At 63.0% G+C, this 7,246-nt stretch carries 7 protein-coding genes; 5 read left to right on the top strand and 2 right to left on the bottom strand.

The window, feature by feature from the left end:
• Window positions 1-30: 30 nt before the first annotated feature.
• Window positions 31-1,206, bottom strand: a complete 1,176-nt coding sequence (locus KP010_RS15070) for a DUF6361 family protein (protein ID WP_216281035.1) — start codon at window positions 1,204-1,206, stop codon at window positions 31-33.
• 4 nt (window positions 1,207-1,210) lie between these two features.
• Window positions 1,211-1,390 (bottom strand): hypothetical protein, encoded by a 180-nt coding sequence (locus KP010_RS15065; RefSeq protein WP_216281033.1) that lies wholly within the window; start codon window positions 1,388-1,390, stop codon window positions 1,211-1,213.
• A 765-nt stretch (window positions 1,391-2,155) separates the two neighbouring features.
• On the opposite strand from KP010_RS15065, the gene KP010_RS15060 reads away from it, so the two are divergent.
• The 5 genes from KP010_RS15060 (at window position 2,156) to KP010_RS15040 (ending at window position 7,245) form a co-directional block, all read left to right on the top strand.
• A complete protein-coding gene (locus KP010_RS15060) occupies window positions 2,156-2,443 on the top strand; it encodes a hypothetical protein (protein ID WP_142863252.1) in 288 nt (95 codons plus the stop codon).
• 118 nt (window positions 2,444-2,561) lie between these two features.
• The gene (locus KP010_RS15055) at window positions 2,562-2,966 is read left to right on the top strand and encodes a DUF2946 family protein (protein ID WP_142863253.1); all 405 of its coding nucleotides are present in this window, start codon (window positions 2,562-2,564) and stop codon (window positions 2,964-2,966) included.
• A gap of 72 nt (window positions 2,967-3,038) precedes the next feature.
• Window positions 3,039-3,539: an RNA polymerase sigma factor gene (locus KP010_RS15050; protein ID WP_142863254.1), complete on the top strand. Its 501-nt coding sequence runs from the start codon at window positions 3,039-3,041 to the stop codon at window positions 3,537-3,539.
• A gap of 93 nt (window positions 3,540-3,632) precedes the next feature.
• Window positions 3,633-4,574 (top strand): FecR family protein, encoded by a 942-nt coding sequence (locus KP010_RS15045; protein ID WP_142863255.1) that lies wholly within the window; start codon window positions 3,633-3,635, stop codon window positions 4,572-4,574.
• 169 nt (window positions 4,575-4,743) lie between these two features.
• A complete protein-coding gene (locus KP010_RS15040; protein ID WP_142863256.1) occupies window positions 4,744-7,245 on the top strand; it encodes a TonB-dependent receptor in 2,502 nt (833 codons plus the stop codon).
• Window position 7,246: the final 1 nt, after the last annotated feature.

Raw genomic sequence — 7,246 nt, 5'->3', positions numbered from 1 at the left:
GCGCACCAAGCCGAAGCAAGGCGAGCCCATCTAAAAAAGCAACTGTAATGTTAGGTGTGATCTGGCCTGCGCCCAGCGGAAAGTGAGACGCTCGGTGCCGGATGCGCCCGACCAGCGGTCGCGAACCGCGTGATTGGCATAGCGGGACTGGCTGGTTTTCAGGCGGCGTTCGCGATCCTCGACGAGCCGCCGTGCCGACGGCGATGTGATCGCCTCCATCGTCCCGCCCAAAACAAAATCACGCCACTGGGTCACGAAGTTCTTTGCGGGTTGACGGATGGCGTGGGCCGGGTGCTCCACGACGCTCCAGAAGTCGTCGAGCGACCAAGCGCGGACCGCGCCGAGATCGAGTTCGTCGACCCAGAACTTAAGGAGTTCGCGGTAGTCGTCCTTCCAGTCGTCGCGCTCCCGCAATTCGCTCAGGGCAAGGTTGTAGAGCAGCGCGGCTCCGTGCATGACCTGCGAGAAGATTTCGCCGTGCTGGACAAGGCGGCGCGCGGGAGCCGGGAACGCCGACAGATGCGGGTGGGTCCAGATGTAGTCGCAGTCGGCGTCGTCGCCATTGCGCGCCAGCGTCGTCAGAAGCGACGCCGGCTGTGTCGCGACCAGGCGATCGATGAGAAATTGTGCCTCTTCCGTGGTCAAGCGAAAGACGGCCCGCTCCAGCAGATCTTTCGGCATCTGCGGCAAGGCCGGCGACCAGATGGCGAGCGCATGCGAATTGACCAGTGTCTCGTCGTCGTCGGAACCGCCGCGCAAACGCCCGCGGCCTCGCAAGGCCACAAAAAGACTGTCGATCGAACCTGGAAACACCCGGATGCCCCAAGCGCCGAGCCCCGCCCAGTAGACCGAACTCGGCAACCTTTGCAGGCGGGCTCCGGCGTCGATGCCGAAGACGCCTTTAGTCTCACCGCCATTCTGTAGGGATTTGATAAAGTCGACTTCCAGTCGCCGAGCTTGCTCACGAAATTGTGCCTCGGAAAGCTCATTGCTCTCAAGTGTACGAAACAACCAGGGAATGAAAAGCATATAGCGTAGACGGGTCTGGATCGTGCTCGTGCCCGGGAAAAGATGATCGGCAATGGAATCGCGGATCGCTCCCAATCCTAGCTCATCCCGGCTCTCGCGTTCCTGAAGGAGCGCCATGATGCGTTGCGCGCGCTGGCGCTCCGCTTCGTCGAAGTCAATCCATCCAAGAGACGACATTCGATCAGGCCGCCCTGTTCGCGCAGGCGGGGAAGGACGGCAAGACGTCTGTGAGCAGCCCCTTGCGCCCATCGTTGTCCGAGACCCACCCCTGTTGGAAGGCGCGAATTTGAAGCAGGCCGTCGCGCGCCTTCTTGATGTTATCGAGGAACTTCTTCGCGATGTCGAATTCGACACTGGTCATAGGCAAAAAAACCTCGTAAATCCTCGCTGGATCGATCAGCGACAACGTCCCAAGCAGCCACTTGCGGCCCAAGCTGCGCATAGGGTGTTAGACTGTCAAGACTCAGATCTGCGCGCCGGTGAAATCATGATCAAAGTGTGCATAACACCCTCAAATGGACATCATCTGTGAGTCGTTAGCGAATGCCCTCTCCGGAACACGCGAATTGACTAACATGCCTTGCTGATCGGCGGCGGGTCCCGCGCCCAATGAAAGCCGTATGTAACCAAGCCCATTCGCATCGGAATGCCATCGCATTTGCACTGGAGCTGTGCCGCCCGTAAGCGGAACCCGAGCAGATGGTCGTGGGCCCATGGGCGCACTTTGCCGCCCGATGAACACGGGCCGCGAGGACACACACCCTTATGACACTCATACCAGCAAAAAAAGCAGAGTTGATCGAAGCGCCCAGTTTTTTCCGCGCGCGGTTCCCTATTTGCTCGAAAAAATTCCCTATTCCGAGTATTAGGGAATTTTTCCCTATCACATTGATCTAAGATCCTTTCAAAGGATCAGTTTTGGACGAAATGCGCGATTTTTGCGAAATTCCCTGTTATTTTCCCTGTTAGCAGGGAATTGCACGCGCAGACCGGTTCGCGGACGACTGCCTTGTCAGCCACTTGAAATTCTAGCACTTTCTCCTGTTTTTCGCGAAACGGCGAGGGGCCGGGCGGCGGCGGCGGAAAAAGCTCGTCGATTGATTCCGGTCTTGCCTGCGCCTATCCTATGAGCATGACTTCGCCCGCCATTACCTTCGATCGTCTCGCCTATATCGATCGGCTCAGAGAAGCCGGCTTCGACGACAAGCAGGCGCGCGCCCAGGCGGACGCGCTGGACGCGGCGTTGCGCGACTCTGTGGCGACGAAGGCCGACTTGCGCGAGGCCGAGCTGCGGCTCGAGACGAAAATCGAGACGACGGCGGCGAATCTCCGCGCGGATATCGCCCGATGGCTTTTCGCAGCCGTCGTCGCGATCGGCGGCCTCGTTCTCGCGGCCATCAAATTCGTGAAGTGACGCCGCAGGGCCGCGCGGACGCTCATGACGCGCCCACTTGTAGAGTGCCGTCGCGCCGCCGACACGGGCGGCGCCTCGGCTCTTGACGGCCGCCCGCCGATCATGGACCTTTTCCGGCATGGCGAAGCTTTGGGCCAATTTGCGGTGGACGGCGCGCGCGCTCATGCTGAGCGGGATCGTCGCGCTTTGTCTCGCGCAGGCGTTCGCCGTCGCCGCCTCCGGCTCGGCGCGCCTCGACGGCGCGTCCGCGGCCGATCGGCTCTGCCGTTCCGTCACCCATGATGCGACCCATGACGCCGATGCGGACGGCCGTCCGGCGGGCGGACGCCATCATTGCGACATGTGCCCCGCCGCGTGCGAAGGAGCCGCGGCGGGCGCCGCCGTCGCGCCCCTGCGGCTCGGCATGGTCTTGCCCTATGCGCCGCCGGCCGTCGCAGCGCCGCGGCTCATCGAGACTCCGACTCCTGTCCGGTCTGCATGGAACGGCTCCTGGTCGTCGCGCGCGCCGCCGCTCGGCGCCTGATCGCGCCGATTTCACGCGACGGCGCCGCGCTCCTTTCGCCGCATTCCCTCCGCACGCATCCGGACGCCGCGTATGTCGGACAGCAAATTCACCTCGTTCCGCGAGCTTTTCCTCCGCAACAAACGCGGTCTGCTCACTTTTTTGACGCGCCGGGTCGGACGCGAGGAGGCCTCGGATCTGCTTCAGGAGACCTTCGTGCGCGCGCTGCGCCACGACCGCTTCGAGAATGTCGACGATTCGACGGCCTTTCTGAAACAGATCGCCGTCAATCTCACCAGGGATTTCGCCCGCCGGCGCAAGACCGAGACGCGCTATCTCGATTTCGGCGATCCGCCCGTCGAAACGCCCTCGGAAGCGGCGACGCCGGAAGAATCGCTCGATCGCCGCCACAAGACGCGCATCGTGCTGGAGACGATCGACGCGCTGCCGCCCCGCTGCCGCGAGGTCTGCCTGCTGGTGATGCACGAAGGCGTCTCCGTGAACGAGGCGGCGCGGCGGCTCGGCATTTCCGAGACGATGGCGCGCCGGCATTTGCGACTCGCGCTGCTGCGCTGCCGGGCGGCGCTCGATTGATTTTTTTTCGCGCCCCCGTTTCGTTTTCCGTTCCGGCGCGTCCTATGAGACAGCAGCCGGCGGAGGAGCCGCGCCGATCGATGGCCGAGACCAATGACCGACTATAGCGACGGTTTCGATCACGACAGCCCGCGCGTCGCCGCCGTCAATTGGTGGATACGGATGCGAGCCGATGCGCTTTCGGCCGCCGAGAAGGCCGAATTCGACGCTTGGCGGGCCGCCGATCCGGCCAATGCCGCGGCCTTCGACGATATGGCCGAAATGTGCGGCTTCGTGGAGAGCCTCGCGCCGAACCGGCGGGCCGAGCCCCGCCCCGCCTCCCGCCGCCCCGCGCTGGCCGGCGCGGCGACCATCGCCGCCGCGCTCTGCCTCGCCCTGGCGGTCGGCTTCGACGATCTCGCGACCTGGCTGCGCGCCGATATCTACGCCGGCGTGGGAGAGCGCAAGAGCGTGACGCTGGAGGATGGCTCGCGCGTCGAGCTCGACGCGCGCTCGGCCATCGCCTTGCATTTCGAGCCCGGCCGCCGGCGGCTGACGCTGCTCGAGGGAGAGGCCTGGTTCCAGGTCGCGCCCGACGCCGCGCGTCCTTTCGTCGTGGAGGCGGCCGGCGGGTCGGTGACGGCGCTCGGCACGGCTTTCGACATCGCCATGGACAAAGGCGAGGCTCGCGTCACTGTCACCGAGCACGGCGTGGCGGTGGCGAGCGGCGGCGGCTCCGTAGTGGTCGAGGAAGGCGCGCAGAGCGCCTTTTCCGCCGAGCGCGCCGCGCGGCCCGAAGCCGTCGACGTCAAGCGCGCCACCGCCTGGCGTCGCGGCAGGCTGATCTTCGAGAACAGGCCGCTCGGCGAAGTGCTGGCGGCGCTCGGCCGCCACCGGCGCGGCTATGTCTATTGTCTCGGCGAAGCGAGCTGCGCCCGGCGCGTGACCGGCGTCTTCGACGCCGAGAATCCGGCCCAGGCGCTGCGCGAGATCGAGGCTTTTCTCGGCCTGCGCGCATTCCATGTCACCGACTATCTGATCCTTCTCCACGGCTGAGGCGTTTCGCCGCGCACGAAAAAAATTTGCTCCGCGACGTTTCGTTTTTCGCATCCACCGCGTCCAGCAAGACAGGGGCTCTCGAGCGCCCCGAGGCGGACGATCGACGAGGAGATGCGGAGACATGGCGAGGCAAGCGGCGCGCGGCGAGCGGCGAGGAAAAGCGAATATGGGTTCGACGGTCGCGGCGGCGGCGTTCGGCGCCTTGATGACGGGAGCGGGAGTCTCGGATTCTCCTGCGCAGGCCGCTATTGCGCCGCAGGAGCGCTCGGGAGCCATTCAGACCTATCGCATTCCCGCGGGCTCGGTGGCTTCGGCGCTGAATGTGATCGCCGATGAGAACGATCTCCATGTGCTCTATGACGCGCGCCTCACCCATGGGCGCATGACGCCCGGCCTTTCCGGCAAATATTCGGTGCGCGAGGCGCTCGGCGCGCTGCTGGCGGGCACCGGCCTCACTTATGAGTTCTCGCGCGACGGGCAGGCGGTGTCGATCGTGCTGGCGCAGAACGACAATGGGACGCAGACCGACGCCAGCGGCGCGACGCCGCTGCCGACGATCGACATTGGCGCGCAGACGAATGGACGCGGCGACGACGCACGCGCCCGTCCGGCGCCGGGACCGGGCGATCGCTACACGGGCTATAACGCCATGAGCGCGCCGGCGACATTGAAGGTCGACACGCCGCTCTTGAAGACGCCCATCGCCGTCGAGGTGGTGACGCGCCAGACGATGGACGATCAGCAGGCGATCAGCGTCAATGACGCGCTGGTCTCCAATGTCAGCGGCGTGACGCAGGGCATCAGCGCCATCGAGCTGTTCAAGGTGCGCGGCTTCTACAACACCGTCGGCAACGTCTACAAGAACGGGCTGATGGAATATAGGCTGCGCAACCTCGACACGACGAATCTTCAATCGATCGAAGTGCTGAAAGGTCCGGCAGCCATGCTGTTCGGCAGAGGCGAGCCCGGCGGCATCATCAATCTGGTCGTCAAGCGGCCGCTCGAGACGCCCTATTTTTCATTGCATCAACAGGTAAAATCCTTCGGCGAGACGCGAACGACGGTCGACGCCACCGGACCGCTGAACGATGAAAAGAGCGTTCTCTACCGATTCAACGGCGAATTCTACAGCACCGATTCCTACCGCAATTTCGTGACCGACCGGAATCTCTTCATCGCGCCGACGATCACGATTCGTCCGACCGAACAATTCAAGGTGAATATCGATTTCGAATATCAGAACAAGACCTATGTCGACGACTATCCGATCTTCCCTGCGATCGGCGGCGCTCCGGCCAATATTCCGGTGAGCCGATATTTGGGCGAGCCGTCCATTATGAAATCGACGCCCAACCATTTCGAGCGCAAGCGCATCGCCTATGACGCGACTTACGAATTCCTTCCCGGCTGGAGCCTGACGAACCGGCTCAGCTATTACCACATCGACACGAACAACGAGAATCTGCAAATAATGGGCGTCAATCAGGCGACGGGCGTGATGAGCCGCACGGTGAACTTCCTGCCGGGCTATGGCGAGGACAGCTTCGGCGCCAATGTCGATCTGAAGGGCCGTTTCACGACCGGGCCGATCGAGCATTCCGTGCTGCTCGGATATGATTATTTCGGAACCTACCTGCCGGTGAATATCTCCTATTTCTTCAGTCCGATCAGAGCGATCAATATTTATGCGCCCACTTATTGGCTGCCCGAGAACCCGTATCGGGGGATGGCCAGCTACGGCGCGGCGGGGCAGAAATGGACCGGCGTCTACGGCCAGGACATGCTCTCCTTCTTCGACGATTCGGTGCATGTGCTGCTCGGCGGACGCTACGATTGGACGGAAACGGGCTCGAACAAGATCGGCACGTCCGACTATGCCGCGCGCGCCTCTTATGTGAATGTCTACTCCAACGCCTTCAGCCCGCGTGTCGGCGTCGTCTATCAGCCGCTTCCATGGATTTCGCTGTTCGGCGATTTCACGCAGTCCTTCGGCGCGAACAATGGCACGACGCAAAATCTCGCGCCTCTGGCTCCGCAGAAAGGCGAGCAATATGAAGCAGGCGTCAAGGCGGAGCTCCTGGACAAGCGCCTCTCGCTGACGATGGCCTATTTCGATATCGTCAAGTCCAACGTCCCCTATACCGATCCGACGAACACGCGAAACACGCTGCTGATCGGCAAGGCCCGCAGCCAGGGCTTCGAATTCGATCTGACCGGCCGCATCGACGACAATTGGAGCGTGATCGCCAATTATACGCATGACGATGTGCGCACCGTGGAGGGATCGCCCTCCTATAATCCGCTCACGCTCATCACGACCCAGCTCGCCGTCTCCGGAAAGACGCTGGCGGGGAGCCCGCGCAATTACGGCAACCTCTGGGTGAAATATGAGGCGGATGGCGCTTTCCGCGGTCTTGGCCTCGGAGCCGGCGTGTCGGTCTCCGAAAGCTATCTCGGAGACAATGCGAATTCCTTCGTCGTGCCGGGCTATGCGATCGTCAACGGCATGATTTCCTACACGACGCAGATCGCCGGCCTCACCGTCACGGGGCAGCTGAATGTGAAGAATATCGGCGATGCGAGATATTTCCCGGCGTCTTACGACCGCTACACCATCCAGACCGGCGCGCCGCGCACATTCCTCGGCTCGCTGCGGGTGGAGTTCTGAC

It is taken from the genome of Methylosinus sp. KRF6, assembly GCF_018887255.1.
In the GTDB taxonomy this organism is placed as follows: Bacteria; Pseudomonadota; Alphaproteobacteria; order Rhizobiales; family Beijerinckiaceae; genus Methylosinus; species Methylosinus sporium.
Note: the sequence above shows the minus strand (reverse complement) of the source record. Positions and strands in the feature narration are given on the sequence as shown.

Excerpts from the sequence above, each read along its gene's own strand:
- KP010_RS15070 (WP_216281035.1), bottom strand. The coding sequence starts at position 1,206 with ATGTCGTCTCTTGGATGGATTGACTTCGACGAAGCGGAGCGCCAGCGC.
- KP010_RS15040 (WP_142863256.1), top strand. The coding sequence starts at position 4,744 with ATGGGTTCGACGGTCGCGGCGGCGGCGTTCGGCGCCTTGATGACGGGA.
- KP010_RS15060 (WP_142863252.1), top strand. The coding sequence starts at position 2,156 with ATGAGCATGACTTCGCCCGCCATTACCTTCGATCGTCTCGCCTATATC.
- KP010_RS15050 (WP_142863254.1), top strand. The coding sequence starts at position 3,039 with ATGTCGGACAGCAAATTCACCTCGTTCCGCGAGCTTTTCCTCCGCAAC.
- KP010_RS15045 (WP_142863255.1), top strand. The coding sequence starts at position 3,633 with ATGACCGACTATAGCGACGGTTTCGATCACGACAGCCCGCGCGTCGCC.
- KP010_RS15065 (WP_216281033.1), bottom strand. The coding sequence starts at position 1,390 with ATGACCAGTGTCGAATTCGACATCGCGAAGAAGTTCCTCGATAACATC.
- KP010_RS15055 (WP_142863253.1), top strand. The coding sequence starts at position 2,562 with ATGGCGAAGCTTTGGGCCAATTTGCGGTGGACGGCGCGCGCGCTCATG.